The organism is Williamsia muralis, from assembly GCF_002735905.1.
GTDB classification, from domain to species: Bacteria; Actinomycetota; Actinomycetes; order Mycobacteriales; family Mycobacteriaceae; genus Williamsia; species Williamsia muralis_A.
Genome location: NZ_PEBD01000012.1, coordinates 268,861 through 283,154 on the forward strand (window position 1 = coordinate 268,861; position 14,294 = coordinate 283,154).

The 14,294-nt window shown below is 65.5% G+C and carries 11 protein-coding genes; 8 read left to right on the forward strand and 3 right to left on the reverse strand.

Annotation, left to right across the window (positions count from 1 at the left end; genetic code table 11):
- Positions 1-59: 59 nt before the first annotated feature.
- Positions 60-1,436 carry a DUF349 domain-containing protein gene (locus CSW57_RS23360; protein WP_099384986.1) on the reverse strand — a complete coding sequence of 459 codons (1,377 nt, stop codon included), beginning with the start codon at positions 1,434-1,436 and terminating at the stop codon, positions 60-62.
- A gap of 195 nt (positions 1,437-1,631) precedes the next feature.
- Here CSW57_RS23360 and CSW57_RS23365 point away from each other — a divergent pair, with 195 nt between their 5' ends.
- The 5 genes from CSW57_RS23365 to CSW57_RS23385 all read left to right on the forward strand — a co-directional run bounded on the left by CSW57_RS23365 (position 1,632) and on the right by CSW57_RS23385 (position 6,882).
- Positions 1,632-2,342 carry a hypothetical protein gene (locus CSW57_RS23365; RefSeq protein WP_143696605.1) on the forward strand — a complete coding sequence of 237 codons (711 nt, stop codon included), beginning with the start codon at positions 1,632-1,634 and terminating at the stop codon, positions 2,340-2,342.
- Positions 2,339-3,250, forward strand: a complete 912-nt coding sequence (miaA, locus tag CSW57_RS23370) for a tRNA (adenosine(37)-N6)-dimethylallyltransferase MiaA (RefSeq protein WP_099385071.1) — start codon at positions 2,339-2,341, stop codon at positions 3,248-3,250. Before CSW57_RS23365 ends, miaA begins: the two co-directional genes overlap by 4 nt.
- A 27-nt stretch (positions 3,251-3,277) precedes the next feature.
- Positions 3,278-4,171, forward strand: coding sequence for a diaminopimelate epimerase (gene dapF / locus CSW57_RS23375; RefSeq protein ID WP_099384988.1), 894 nt, complete (start codon positions 3,278-3,280; stop codon positions 4,169-4,171).
- Between the two features lie 45 nt (positions 4,172-4,216).
- The gene (gene hflX / locus CSW57_RS23380) at positions 4,217-5,653 is read left to right on the forward strand and encodes a GTPase HflX (protein ID WP_099384989.1); all 1,437 of its coding nucleotides are present in this window, start codon (positions 4,217-4,219) and stop codon (positions 5,651-5,653) included.
- An 86-nt stretch (positions 5,654-5,739) separates the two neighbouring features.
- Complete coding sequence (locus CSW57_RS23385) at positions 5,740-6,882, forward strand: acyl-CoA dehydrogenase family protein (RefSeq protein WP_023959665.1); 1,143 nt, start codon at positions 5,740-5,742, stop codon at positions 6,880-6,882.
- Positions 6,883-6,990: 108 nt separating this feature from the next.
- Here the strand turns inward: CSW57_RS23385 and lexA are convergent, their stop codons facing one another.
- On the reverse strand, positions 6,991-7,710 hold the full coding sequence (gene lexA, locus CSW57_RS23390; RefSeq protein WP_189339416.1) for a transcriptional repressor LexA: 720 nt from the start codon (positions 7,708-7,710) through the stop codon (positions 6,991-6,993).
- A 222-nt stretch (positions 7,711-7,932) separates the two neighbouring features.
- Between lexA and CSW57_RS23395 the strand changes: the two genes are divergently transcribed.
- Positions 7,933-8,454 (forward strand): LysM peptidoglycan-binding domain-containing protein, encoded by a 522-nt coding sequence (locus CSW57_RS23395; protein WP_099384991.1) that lies wholly within the window; start codon positions 7,933-7,935, stop codon positions 8,452-8,454.
- 95 nt (positions 8,455-8,549) lie between these two features.
- Complete coding sequence (gene nrdR / locus CSW57_RS23400; RefSeq protein WP_023959662.1) at positions 8,550-8,999, forward strand: transcriptional regulator NrdR; 450 nt, start codon at positions 8,550-8,552, stop codon at positions 8,997-8,999.
- Between the two features lie 31 nt (positions 9,000-9,030).
- On the opposite strand, the gene hrpA is transcribed toward nrdR, so the two are convergent.
- Positions 9,031-12,879 (reverse strand): ATP-dependent RNA helicase HrpA, encoded by a 3,849-nt coding sequence (gene hrpA, locus CSW57_RS23405; protein ID WP_099384992.1) that lies wholly within the window; start codon positions 12,877-12,879, stop codon positions 9,031-9,033.
- Between the two features lie 143 nt (positions 12,880-13,022).
- Here hrpA and CSW57_RS23410 point away from each other — a divergent pair, with 143 nt between their 5' ends.
- Entirely contained in the window at positions 13,023-14,261 is a 1,239-nt protein-coding gene (locus CSW57_RS23410) for an aminotransferase family protein (RefSeq protein ID WP_099384993.1), read from the forward strand.
- Positions 14,262-14,294 lie beyond the last annotated feature (33 nt).

The window sequence follows — 14,294 nt, forward strand, 5'->3', positions numbered from 1 at the left end:
TGTCCGGCCCGCCGGCATCCGTCCAATCCGCCGGCATCCGTGAGGATGCCAGGTCGACGTCAGTCCCCGATGGCGCCTTCGGCTGCACGCGCCCATTCGCGCCACTGTTCGGCCTGTTCGCGTAGCTTGCGCGCATCCTTGCTCTTGCCGTTGGCTTCCGCCTTGGCAGCCTGATCCTCGAGCTGGGCCACGCGGTCAGCGAATTGCTGTGCACGCGCCTTCACCGCGGGATCGGTGCGCTGCCACTGAGCGGACTCGGCGTCGCGAATCCGCTTCTCCACAGCCTTGATTCGTGCCTCGAGGGAGTGCATCTGTTCGCGCGGGACCTTGCCGATCTCGTCCCACTGGTCCCGGATGGTGCGGAACTCGCGACGAGCCGCCTCGAGATCAGCTTGCGGATCGATGGACTTCTCGGCTCGCGCAAGTAGTTCGAGCTTTGCCTTCGCATTGGTCTCGAACTCGGCGTCGCGTTGTGACGACGCGGCGTTGCGGGCGCTGAAGAAGACATCCTGGGCGGCCTTGAACCGCGCCCACAATGCGTCGTCCTGGTCGCGTGGTGCGCGCCCGGCGGCCTTCCACTGGGTCAGCAGGTCGCGGAATTTCGCTGCGGTGTCGGCCCATTCGGTCGACGACGACAAGGCCTCGGCCTCGACGATCAGCTCTTCCTTGCGCGAACGGGCGCCGGCGCGTTCGCGGTCCATCTCGGCGAAATGTGCACCGCGACGGCGGTTGAAGGTGTCACGGGCCTTGGAGTAGCGCTTCCACAGCTGGTCGTCGGTCTTGCGGTCGACGCCTTTGATGGTCTTCCACTCTTCGAGGATGACCCGCATGCGGTCGCCGGCGACTTTCCATTGGGTCGACTCCGACCCGATCTGCTCTGCTTCGGCGGCGAGCTCTTCTTTGCGGGCGACGGCCTTTGCACGGGCTTCGTCCCGGTCGTGTTTGACCTTTTCGGCGGCGCCGTCCGCGCCGTCGATGATCAGCTTCAGTCGCGATGCGACGGCATCGACATCTCCGATGACCGCTGCCGTGGGCAACGTGTCGAGTAGTGCGGCCGCTGCGGTCTTGGTCTTGCGGGGATCGCCGGTACCGGCGTCAAGGCGCTCCTCGAGCAACTCGACCTCGACCACGAGGTCGTCGAATCGCCGACCGAAGTGCGCCAGGCCTTCGGCGGCTGTGCCCGCCTGCCACGAGGCGATCTGGTGTTCGCCCTCGGAGGTTTTGAGCCACACGGCGCCGTCATCGTCGATACGCCCGAACTTCGAGGGATCCGAAGCGGGACGTATCACCTCCGCAGGTGCGGGGTGGACCTTGGCCGGGGGGTGCTGACCGGGGCGCGGGCCCGGTCGCGGGCCGGGCCGGGGACCAGGCTTGGGTCCCGGGGCGGGCGCCGGTGTCTCTGCTGCGGCCGGTGCGGGCGTGTGCTGCTCGGTCATCTCAGTACCTAGTTCCTGCCGCGCGACACGGCTGCCAGTTGCGTTTGTCTACCGGCGGTGAACGGCCTCCACACCCGGGTGGCGGCGCACCGCCTCTATCATTGAAGCAGGTCACCGGCTTGTGTGTGGACACTCGTGGACAATCGGCCGGTCGGGCGCATTCTGGGTTCACGCGCGTCGGCTAGCGTGGCGCAGGTGTTGGTTGCCGCTGCATTTGTCCCGGGCGCGCCGGTATTGGTGCCAGAACTGTCCGGGCCGGCGCTCTCGGAGGTCGCGCCGGTGCGGGCCGCGGCATTCGACGTCTGTGGACAACTCGCCGAAATGTGCAGTCGCTGGGTACTTGTCGGTGCCGGAAACCCTCGACGTCAGATGTCTCCGCGGGGAACCCTGGCGGGTTTCGGTGTCGATGTGGCAGTGGACTTGGTCCCGGGTTCTGATGAACCGACTGATGCCGCCATGCCCACCACAGTGTTGATCGGGGGATGGCTCCGGACCCGGACGGCTCCACACGTCGCACTCGCGGTGGAGGTCGTGGACCCGGCTGCGCCCGCGCAGTCGTGTCTACGGCAAGGGGCCGACCTGAGGTCGCGGCTCGCGTCGGCCCCGGAGCCTGTCGGTTTGCTCGTGGTGGCCGACGGTGCAACAACGATCACCGAGAAGTCGCCCGGTGGGCAGAAGCGCGGTGCGGTCGAGTTCCAGGACATGATCGACGGCGCGCTCGCAGCGGCCGACCACAACACGATCTCGGGGCTCGACGAATCGCGGTGTACCGAGTTCGGCGTCGAGGGCAGGGCGGCGTGGCAGGTGGCATCTGGAGCCTTTGCCGGACCACCTCTGGCGTCCGAGGTCCGCTACGCGGGGGCGCCGTTCGGTGTGGGTTACACGGTGGCGTGGTGGAACACGTGACCGCCGGGACGAAGCCCATCGCGGTGATCGGGCCCACGGCCAGTGGCAAGTCCGACCTCGCGCTCGATCTGGCGGTCGAGCTGGGCGGGGACATCGTGAACGTCGACGCGATGCAGCAGTACCGGGGGATGGACATCGGTACGGCCAAGGTTCCCGTGCACGAGCGTCGCGGGATCACTCATCATCAGATCGACGTCCTCGACGTCACCGAGACGGCGACCGTCGCCAGGTATCAGCAGGCCGCCCGCGAGGACATCGAGCGTCTCCTGGCGCAGGGGCGAACGCCGGTGGTGGTGGGTGGATCGATGATGTACATCCAGGCACTCCTCGACGACTGGAACTTCCCGGCCACTGATCCGGTCGTCCGACGGCGCCACGAAGACGAAATGGAGCGAATCGGGACACGAGCAATGCATGACCGGCTGGCGCAGATGGATCCGGAAGCCGCCCGGCAGATCCTGGACACCGATGGTCGCCGGATCGTCCGGGCGCTGGAAGTCGTGGAGCTGACGGGTCGGCCCTTCGCCGCGTCGGCTCCGACGATCGGTGCCCCCAGGTGGGACACGACGGTGATCGCGCTCGATCGCGACACCGCAGAGCTCGACGAGCGGATCGAGCGACGCACGAGTGCGATGTTCGGGTCGGGCTTCGTCGACGAGGTGGAGACACTGCTGTCGGCGGGCCTCCGGAACGGTGTCACCGCGGCTCGCGCCATCGGATACGCACAGGTCATGGCGGCCATCGACGGTGACTATGACTTGGCCCGCGCGCAGGAGCTGACCTTCATCGGTACGCGGCGTTACGTACGCAGGCAACGGTCCTGGTTCCGCCGTGACCCTCGCATCCACTGGCTCGACGCCTCGACGCCGGACCTCACGGGTCAGGCGCTGCGCGCGGCAGGCAGATGAGGAGGTCGGGCGCGTATCGTTGACAGAATGTTCGCACGCGTCGACTTCGTCAAAGGGCACGGCACACAGAACGATTTTGTGCTGTTGCCCGACCCCGGCGTGCAGTTGGACCTCACCCCGGAGTTCGTGTCGGCGCTGTGTGATCGTCACCGTGGCATCGGGGCGGACGGGGTTCTCAGGGTCGCCACAGCCGGGGCACTTCGCGATGCGGGCGTGCTCATAGCGCTCGGCGCCGGCATAGCCGACGACGATTGGTTCATGGACTACCGCAACGGCGACGGCTCGATCGCGGAGATGTGCGGCAACGGTGTCCGGGTGTTCGCGCATTTCCTTGCCGCGCATGAGCTTGTGTCCGAACGCTCCTTCACCGTCGGGTCGCGCGCGGGTGCGCGGCCGGTGACGGTGCACACTGTGACGGGTTCGTCGGCCGACGTCACCGTGAACATGGGCCCTGCCCGTCTCGGCGTCGACAGCAAAGCCCAGATCGACGGCCGGCGGTACGCCGGGGTGTCGGTGGATGTCGGCAATCCCCATCTCGCGTGCGTGGTCGACGGATTGACGCCGGGGGATCTGGCGGACATCGATCTGTGCGGGTCGATCACGTTCGACCACGCAGTCTTTCCCGATGGTGTGAACATCGAGCTGATCACCGCACCGTTGTCCGCAGGCGCTGCGGACGCCGAGGACGCCGAGATCACGATGCGTGTCCACGAACGCGGAGTCGGTGAGACCCGCAGCTGCGGTACCGGAGTCGTCGCTGCGGCCGCCGCCGCTCTCCGGTTCATGGGAAGGTCCGAGGGGACGGTACTCGTCAACGTTCCCGGGGGTCAGATCACGGTGACGGTCGATGACGAGAACACAACGCTGCGCGGCCCGTCGGTACTCGTCGGCGCCGGAGTGCTCAACGAGGGATGGCTCTAAAATCGGTATGCACCACACCTACCCGAGTGTCACCATGGTGATCTCATGACCGAAATCAACAAGGCCGGCAATGATCAGCGCGACGCGCCGACGATCGGCGAACTCCAGCTCGACGAACGCAGTTCGCTGCAGCGCGTCGCCGGATTGTCCACAGAGCTCACCGACGTCACCGAGGTCGAGTACCGCCAGCTGCGACTCGAACGGGTTGTCCTGGTGGGGGTCTGGACGCAGGGCAGCACCACTGCGCAGGCCAATTCCAGTCTCGCTGAGCTCAAGGCCCTCGCCGAGACGGCAGGGTCCGAAGTTCTAGAAGGTGTCATCCAGCGTCGTGAAAAGCCCGATCCGGCAACCTATATCGGGTCCGGCAAAGCTCACGAGCTGCGTGAGATCGTCTTGGCCACCGGCGCCGACACCGTCATCTGCGATGGCGAGCTGACCCCTGCGCAGCTGACTGCTCTGGAAAAAGTGGTCAAGGTCAAGGTCGTCGATCGAACTGCGCTGATCCTCGACATCTTCGCCCAGCACGCGACGTCGCGAGAAGGCAAGGCGCAGGTCGCGCTGGCGCAGATGGAGTACATGCTCCCGCGGCTTCGTGGCTGGGGCGAATCCATGTCCCGGCAGGCGGGTGGACGTGCCGGCAGCAATGGCGGCGTGGGACTGCGCGGACCCGGTGAGACGAAGATCGAGACCGACCGTCGACGGATCCGCGAACGCACAGCGAAGCTGCGGCGCGAGATCCGCGAAATGAAGACGTCACGAACCACCAAGCGCGCCAGGCGAAAGCAGGCTGCCGCGTCGGCGGTGACCATCGTCGGGTACACCAACGCCGGCAAATCGAGTTTGATCAACGCGCTGACCGGATCGGGCGTGCTGGTCCAGAACGCCTTGTTCGCAACCCTCGATCCGACAACCCGTCAGATGTCCCTCGAGGATGGCCGTGAACTGGTCATCACCGACACCGTCGGATTTGTCCGGCATCTGCCCACCCAGCTGGTCGAGGCCTTCCGTTCAACCCTCGAGGAGGTCGCCGACGCCGATCTGCTCCTGCACATCGTTGATGGTTCGGACCCGGTTCCGACCGACCAGATCATGGCGGTGCGGAAGGTGATCGAATCCGTGCTCGAGGAGGAGAAGGCGACAGCTCCGCCCGAATTGCTCGTGATCAACAAGATCGATGCCGCCGACCCGCTGGTACTGGCGCAACTCAAAGGACTGTTCCCGACAGCCGTGTTCATCTCGGCAGCCACCGGCGAGGGCATCGACGTACTCCTCGATCGCATCCGGGAGTCGGTGGCCCGGAACGACGTGCACGTCAGTGTTCGGGTGCCGTATGAGCGTGGCGACCTCGTGTCGCGGATCCATGCCGAGGGTGATGTGTTGACCGAACGCCACGAGCCGGACGGGACTGCGATCACCGCCACGGTGCCTGCTGCGCTGTCGCGCCAGCTGGCATCTCTGGCCATTCCCGAGGCGGCCGAATAACGCTCTCAACTGCAGCTTTGGGCCAGATGTAGAATCCGGTTACAGTTGGATATCCAACCAATGCCACCTGTAATGGAGACCTGACGATGGAACGCACCCTTTTCGAGCCCGAGCACCTTCTCTTCCGCGATTCGTACCGGAGCTTCCTCGAGCAGCACGTGGCGCCGAACCACGAACGCTGGGAAGAGCAGAACCTGGTGGACCGGGATGTCTGGGTCGAAGCAGGCAAGAACGGATTCCTCGCGGTGGAGGCGCCCGAGGAGTTCGGCGGCGGGGGAGTCGACGACTTCCGTTACAACACCATCATCGACGAAGAGACCGTCCGCGGTGGCTACAGCGGTATCGGCTTCGCGCTGCACAACGACGTGGTGGCGCCGTACCTGCTCGACCTCTGCAACGACGAGCAGAAGGCACGCTGGCTGCCCGGCTTCGTCTCCGGCGAGCTGATCACCGCGATCGCGATGACCGAGCCCGGCACCGGTTCCGATCTCCAGGGCATCAAGACCAACGCCAAGAAAGACGGCGACAACTGGGTGCTGAACGGTTCCAAGACGTTCATCACCAACGGCATCAACGCCGACCTCGTCATCGTGGTGGCCCGCACCGACCCCGAGGCCGGTGCGAAGGGGTTCAGCCTGCTGGTGGTCGAGCGCGGTATGGAGGGATTCGAACGCGGCCGCAATCTCGACAAGGTCGGGATGAAGGCGCAGGACACCGCCGAGCTGAGCTTCGACAACGTCAAGGTGCCCGCCGAGAACCTGCTGGGCGAGGAGGGCATGGGCTTCATCTACCTGATGCAGAACCTCCCGCGGGAGCGCCTGTCGATCGCTGTTGTGGCGGCCGGTGCCATGGAGTCGGTTCTCGAGACGACGATCCAGTACACCAAGGACCGCAAGGCATTTGGTCGCCCGATCGGTAGCTTCCAGAACTCGCGGTTCCTGCTCGCCGAACTGGCGACGTCCACCGCTACCACCCGTGTGTTCGTCGACCGGTGTATCGAACTGCTGAACGAGAAGAAGCTCACCGTTCCGGACGCGGCGATGGCGAAGTACTACGCCACCGAGAACCAGGTCCACCTCATCGATCGTTGCCTGCAACTGCACGGCGGCTACGGCTACATGCGTGAGTACTCGGTGGCCAAGGCCTTCCTCGATTCACGCGTTCAGACCATCTACGGCGGTACCACCGAGATCATGAAGGAAGTCATCGGCCGAAGCCTCGGCGTCTGAGTACGAGTTTCAGAACTACGCGAAGTGGGGTGCACCGGAAGGTGCACCCCACTCGTGTCTGCGTAGTCTCCGCGTTTGTTCGGTTGCCGAGAGTGTTGCCGGACCGCCTCAGAGGCGCCGCATCACGGTGACGACTTTGCCCAACACAACGGCGTTGTCGCCGGGAATGGGGTCGAACACCGGGTTGTGCGGCATCAGCCACACCGCATCCTTGGTGCGTTTGAACGTCTTGACGGTCGCCTCCCCGTCGATCATGGCCGCAACGATGTCGCCGTTGTCTGCGACATTCTGCTGCCGGACGACCACCCAGTCGCCGTCACAGATGGCGGCATCGATCATCGACTCGCCGACCACCCGCAGAAGGAACAAAGATCCTTCCCCGACAAGCTCTTTCGGTAGCGGGAACACGTCTTCGACGGCTTCCTCGGCCAGGATCGGCCCGCCGGCCGCGATGCGGCCGAGGACCGGAACGAACGTCGGTGTCGGCAGGGATTCGTCAGGTACCTGGACCTGGCCGGCCGCCGTAGCCGGATTGAGGTCGGTGTCCTGGATGTTGACCGCCCGGGGACGGTTGTTCTCGCGCTGGAGGAATCCTTTGCGCTCGAGGGTTCGGAGCTGATGAGCGACCGACGACGTGGAGGTCAGGCCGACATCATCACCGATCTCGCGGATGGAAGGGGGATAACCGCGATCGCGGACCGACGCCCGGATCACCTCCAGCACGGCTTTCTGGCGCGGGGTCAGAGACCCCTCGGCCAGCGGTTCGGAAGTGACCACCGTCGCGGCCGCCTCGTCCGGCGGCGTCCGGGTGTCTGTCGTATCGGCCATCAGGTCCTCCAGTTCGTACGGTGTCCGGCCAAGGTGTCGTAGCTGTCGAGAGAAGGAAACGCACACGTTGTTCGTTGGATTATGGCGATCACGCTAATGCAATCTGTCACAACTCTCAAACATTTGTTCGATTGGGCGTGGCGTGTGTCGGACCTCCGTGATACAACTCGAACATTCGTTCAATCGAACGAGTGATCGAACTGTTGACCCGAGGATCGAACAATGACTGCAGCCACCACCATCAGCCGCCCGGCCGCTGAGCGGCCCCGTCGCCGCCTCGCCCGAGTCGGTGGGCCCGTCGCCTCCGATCAGTACCGCACGGCGCGAGCGCGTGTCGACAGTACTCGCCGGCCGGCCGACCGTAGGCTCGCCGCAGACCGCCGTGTCGTGGTGGGCTGCCCCGAGCCTGGCAGTTCCGCGCCGTCGGCTGCTGTCGCCGAGCGCGATGTGTATTTCCGCCGACGTGCCTGGGCCGGGGCCGCCGTGGCCGGAATCGGCCTGATGATGCTCGTGTTGTTCCTCATGTTCTTCGGCCGGGTTGTCGAGAGCGGCGCCGCTCCGGCGAACACCGGGACGGCGGTCGTCCATGTGCAGTCGGGAGAATCGTTGGGCGACATCGCCTCTCGGATCGCACCCGAGATGCCGACCGAAGCTGTGGTGGAGAAGATCATGGACCTCAACGCGATGAGCAATTCAGCGTTGTCGCCGGGGCAATCCCTGGTGACGCCGATCTACGCGCGGTAGCTGCGGTGTTGGGGCAAGCAATCGGCCGGGCGGTATCCTCTACAACAGAGTGTCCGGTCATTCCGACGGGGCCGCTGACGTCCGAGGAACCCTGCATGCACTGCCCGTTTTGCAAGAACGAGGACACGCGGGTCGTCGACTCACGGGTGGCCGACGAGGGCCAGGCGATTCGTCGTCGGCGGGCCTGCTCGCAATGCGGACGGCGGTTCACCACGGTGGAGAGTGCAGTCCTTGCGGTCGTCAAACGCAACGGCGTCACCGAACCTTTCAGTCGCGAGAAGGTGATGAGGGGCGTGAGGCGGGCCTGCCAGGGCCGCGCGGTAGACGATGACCGTCTGCACCTGCTCGCACAGCAAGTCGAAGAGGCTGTCCGCGCCTCCGGATCGGCCGAGGTTCCCAGCAACGAAGTGGGCCTGGCGATCCTGGGCCCGTTACGGGATCTCGACGAGGTCGCATACCTTCGGTTTGCGTCGGTGTATCGCTCGTTCGACTCAGTCGAAGACTTCCAGAAAGAGATCGACGATCTGCGAGCCGCCAAACCCTGACCGGTTTCGTCCGGCATGTGGTGCCGCCGGATCAGCGCAGGTCCCGGATGGCCTTGATCGCCCGTTTCTCCGACACGGGATACGCAGTACGCAGATGCTGCGCGAACAATCCGACTCTCAGTTCTTCGACGATCCATCCAGCTTGTTCGTTGACTGCGTCCCGCCGACCGGGCGGCACGTGTCGCAGGTGATCAGTCCACGCCGACACCACCCGGTCGATGGCCGCCATCGCCTGGGCATCGCGAGCGGCGCCTGCCGGGAGCTGTTCCAGCCTCGACCTCGCAGCATCGAGGTAGCGGGGGATCTCCGAGAGGTGTTCGTCGCGTGTCGCAGAGACGAACCCGTCGAACAGCAGCTCGTCCAGCTGGTCCCGCACGTCGTCGGCGGCGATCGATCTGCCGGCCGCGGAAATCGCCGTGCGTAGGGGCGCCACGCGGGTCAGGATCGTCGCCACGCTGCGTAGCTTGTCCGTTGCCCTCCCGGTTGCCTGGCGGGCCACACTTTCCCGAAGTGCAGCGAATTCGCCTGGCGTCCAGACATTCGGCGGGTTGGGTACAAGATCCACCACGGCAGCCCGAACGCAATCTGCCAGAAGAGCAGCGGTGTCCGGGTAGGGGCTCTGACTGAGGGCGAGTCGCTCGGCGGTGCTCAGAGTCGATGTCACCGACGGTCGCAGTGGCGGAACGCTGGAGACGATCATCTCGACGACAGCGTCGTACATGTTCGCAGCCTGCTCGGCCTGGGTGGGTACGGCGACCACCGTGAAACCACTGCCTCGGCGGGTCAGTGCGGGATAGCTCGTAATGTCCTGTCCGGCAACCGAACTGCGCAATGTGCGGCTGATGTCTCCGAAAGTGTCAGCGGTCCACGTGGTGGCCACGGGTCGGGATGCGGTCCCGGCCTCAGTCTCCAGAGCCGCGCGAGATCTACCGGCCAGTCGATCCTGCAGTTCGCGCAGCGACTTGGAACGTCCGAGAACTTCGCCGTCGGTGGTGACCGCGGTAAAGGTCATCCGCAGGTGGTCGGGAAGTGCGGCAAGTCGTAAATCTGAAGCTGCGACGTCGACACCCGTGCGCGCACGGATCTCAGCGGCCACCGCCTCGGTGAGAGGCTTGCTCCTCGGCGTCACCGACTCCAGTATTTGCGCGGCCAGGTCAGGGGCCGGTCCCACTTGCCGCCGTAGGGATTTCGGCAGGGTGCGGATCAGCTCGGTGATCAGTTCCGAGCGCATGCCAGGGACCAGCCAGTCGAATCCAGAGGGCCGGGCACGCACGAGCAGCGACAACGGGATCAGCACACTCACGCCGTCATCGACGGTGCCGGGCTCGAACCGATACCTCAAGGCATAACTCGTGTCTCCCTGACGCCAGTGGTCGGGAAACCCGGCCGGGTCGGTGGCAGCAGTGTCGGCCACGAGGTCGGCGGGATCCAGATCCAGCAAGGTGGGGTCAGCTTTGCGTGCGGTCTTCCACCACGTGTCGAAGTGTCTGCCCGACACCACTTCTGCGCCGATGTGTCGGTCGTAGAAGGCGAAGAGTTGGTCGTCGTCGACGATGACGTCGGTGCGCCTCACCCGGTGCACCGACTCCTCGGCGTCCTCGAGCAACGCGCGATTGCGGTGGAAGAACGGGTGTTGTGTACGCCAGTCGCCCTCCACGAGCGCGTGGCGGATGAACAACTCGCGGGCAACCGCGGGATCGATCGAGCCGTAGTTCACCCGTCGTTTGGTGACCAGCGGGACGCCGTAGAGGGTGACCCGCTCGTAGGCCATGGCCGCTGAGTGTTTCCCGGACCAATGAGGCTCGCTGTATTGACGTTTGACGAGGTGCCCGGCCAGGCGCTCGGCCCATTCCGGTTCGATGCGGGCGGCGGTACGCGCCCAGAGCCGAGAGGTCTCCACGATCTCGGCCGCCATCACGAACCGTGGTGGTTTCGACGAGAGATGAGATCCCGGGAAGATCATGAACTTCGTGCCGCGAGCGCCCAGGAACTCCTTGGCGTCGCCCTCGCGGACGCCGATCTGGCTGAGCAGACCGGACAGGATGGATTGATGAATCGATGCCGCCGATGGCGATTCATGGTCGGGTGCGGTCACCGTCGCAGGAACCGACCACCCGAGGTCCCTGGCGATCCGGACCAGCTGCGCGTGCAGGTCTCGCCATTCGCGGATTCGCAAGCTGTGCAGATACTCTCGACCGCACCGCTTCCGGAACTGGTTCGTCGACAACTCCGAGCGGAGTTCGTCCAGGTAGGTCCACAGATTCAGCAGGGTCAGGAACTCCGACCCCGGAGCAGCGAAGCGCGCATGCGAGGCATCGGCCGCCTGGCGATGCTCGGCCGGCCGCTCGCGTACGTCCGGAATCGACAGTGCGGCCGCCAACACGAGCATCGGGCCGACCACGCCCTGTTTGTCGGCCTCGACCAGCATGCGCGCCAGCCGCGGATCGACAGGTATACGAGCGAGCGACCGTCCGATCGGGGTCAGTCGGCGTACGGGGTTGTCGGCCGAGGCTGGTTCGAGCGCCCCGAGTTCGTCCAGTAGTTGCTGGCCGTCTCGGATCGCCCGCTGATCCGGCGGCTGGACGAACGGGAACCGGCCGACGTCGCCGAGCCCCAGAGAGGTCATCGTGAGGATCACCGACGCGAGGTTGGTGCGCAGGATCTCGGGCTCGGTGTACTCGGGCCTGCTCTCGAAGTCCTCTTCGCTGTAGAGCCGGATGCACACACCGGCGGCCACGCGGCCACACCGCCCCGCCCGCTGCCGTGCGCTGGCCTGCGAGATCGGCTCGATCGGCAGCCGCTGCACCTTGGTGCGCGTGGAGTAGCGCGACATCCGGGCGGTGCCGGCGTCGATGACGTAGTGGATTCCCGGTACGGTCAGCGATGTCTCGGCAACGTTGGTGGACAACACGATTCGCCGACCTCGATGACTGGAGAACACCTTGTGCTGGTCTGCCGCCGACAGCCGGGCGAACAACGAGACGATCTCGATCCCACGGGATTCGAGGTGCGCAAGCGATTTCGCGGTATCGGTGATCTCGCGCTCGGTGGGCAGGAACACCAGGATGTCGCCTGGGCCGTGAGAGCACAGCTCGTCGACGGCGGCCCCGATGGCCTGTAGCTGATCGAGGTCGGCTTCGTCCTCGTCATCGACCACGAGTGGGCGATAGCGGATCTCCACAGGATAGGTGCGGCCGGACACTTCGATGATCGGCACCGGCGCGTCATCGGTCGCGAAGTGGTCGGCGAACCGGCCGGGTTCGATGGTTGCCGAAGTGATGATGATCTTCAGGTCGGGGCGGCGTGGCAGCAGTTGCTTGAGGTAGCCGAGGATGAAGTCGATGTTGAGGCTTCGCTCGTGGGCCTCGTCGATGATCAGGGTGTCGTATTCACGGAGCATCCGGTCCTGGGACAATTCTCGCAGGAGTATGCCGTCGGTCATCACCTTGACCAGCGTGTCCTCGCCTGCCTTGTCGGTGAAGCGCACCGAGTATCCGATGACGCCGCCGAGTTCGGTCTCGGTCTCCTCGGCGATCCGTTCGGCAACCGACCGCGCAGCGAGTCGGCGAGGCTGAGTGTGACCGATCTTGCCGGCCAGTCCGCGCCCCAGCTCGAGACAGATCTTGGGTAGCTGTGTGGTCTTACCGGAACCGGTTTCACCGGCGACGACGACGACTTGATGCTCCGAGATCGCCTCGGCGATGGCATCGCGGGCCTCGGACACCGGCAGTTGCGGCGGGTAACTGATCGTGGGGACGAGCGCGCGCCGACGCTCGATCACGGCCGGATCCGGCCGGTCGGTGCGAGTGGAGCGGCTGCTCGGACGTCGTCGCCGCTTACGCCGGGCGGAGTGTTCCGGCTGGTTGGACGAAGTCGACATAACTGATCAAGCCTACCTGAGCGGCGGATCCGGCAATGTCCGGCGGACCCGTGGCCCCGCTCCCGGCGCGCCCGAACACGGATGGACACGAGAGTGGCTGCGGCCCCGGAGGAAACCCGGGGGACACCAGGCATGATGTTCACATGACAGTCTCAACTTCTGCCGGTCTCTGGCACGGATTCGCCGATATGGGCGCGGTGAGCACCACGGGACCCTTTGTGGTCACCAAGGGTGAAGGCGTCCACATCTGGGACGACAAGGGGAACAAGTATCTCGACGCCACAGCAGGCCTGTGGTTCACCAATGTCGGGCACGGACGCGCGCAGATCGCCGACGCGGTGGCGAACCAGTTGAGCACTCTGGCGCACTACTCCGGCTTCGGTGACATCACTTCCGACGTGACGGCGGCATTGGCCGACCGCCTGTCCGGCCTCGCTCCGGTACCTGGGAGCAAGGTGTTCTTCACCTCGGGCGGCAGCGATTCGATCGACTCGGCCGTCAAACTGGCGCGCCGCTACTGGCATGAGATGGGCAGGCCCGAGAAGAAGATCGTGGTCGGCCGCACGAAGGCGTATCACGGTATGCACGTCGGCGGCACAGCGCTGTCCGGGTTGCCCCCGAACCGCGAGAACTACGGCGATCTGATGGCCGATGCGGCCACCGTCGACTGGGATGACGCCAAAGGGCTGCTGGGGTTGATCGAGCGGGTCGGTGCCGAGAACATCGCCGCGTTCTTCTGTGAGCCGATCATCGGGGCGGGCGGGATCTACCTCCCGCCGGAGGGTTACCTCGCCGAGGTGCGCCAGATCTGCCGCGACCACGATGTGCTGTTCGTCGCCGACGAGGTGGTCACCGGCTTCGGCCGGATCGGCGGATCGTGGTTCGCCTCGAGTCGATTCGACCTGCAACCCGACATGATCGCCACCGCCAAGGGATTGACGTCGGGGTACGTGCCGATGGGAGCGGTGTTCATCGCCCCGAACGTCGCCGAGCCGTTCTATTCCGGTGGAGTCTGGTGGCGCCACGGTTACACCTACGGAGGTCACGCCGGGGCCGCGGCAGCAGCCATGGCGAACCTCGACATCATCGAGACCGAAGGTCTGCTCGAAGATGCTGCCCGCTTGGAGTCCGATCTGCATGTGGCGCTTGCGCCGCTTGCTGATCTGGACGCGGTCAGCGAGGTCCGAAGCGGGCTCGGTGCGGTGAGCGCCGTCCAGCTCGAGGAGCCTTCGCGGGCACCTGCTGCCGTCGCAGCTCTGCGCGCACACGGCGTCAGCGGACGGGCGGCAGGCCAAGGCGCACTGCAGATCTCGCCGGCATTTGTGATGACAGGCGCGCAGGTGGCCGAGCTCGCCGAGCGGATCTCCGACGCCCTGAGCTAGGCACTCGACAACAGAACCCACCGGTTCCGGTGA